General features: G+C 72.5%; 1 protein-coding gene. It reads right to left on the bottom strand.

Going from position 1 to position 207, the window contains the following annotated elements; all coding sequences use genetic code 11:
* A partial coding sequence (locus tag QM806_RS41300; RefSeq protein ID WP_283295096.1) for a hypothetical protein occupies positions 1-207 on the bottom strand: 207 nt, incomplete at both ends.

Below are 207 nucleotides of genomic sequence, written 5' to 3' on the forward strand. Positions count from 1 at the left end.
ACCATGAGCTTGCGGGTGCAGACCGCTACCCGGCGGCCCTGCACGTCGGCGGTGGCACCGTGCCCGGGCACGCTCGTGAACTCGGCCAAGGGCAGTTGTGGGCTCGCGCGTTCGGCGGTGTAGCGGACGATCGCGCCGGCCAGCGGGGGCTCGGATTCGCGTTCGACCGCGGCGACGAGGGCGAGGAGATCGTCCTCGCCGATACCG

The organism is Rhodococcus sp. IEGM 1351 (assembly GCF_030056875.1).
In the GTDB taxonomy this organism is placed as follows: Bacteria; Actinomycetota; Actinomycetes; order Mycobacteriales; family Mycobacteriaceae; genus Rhodococcus_F; species Rhodococcus_F opacus.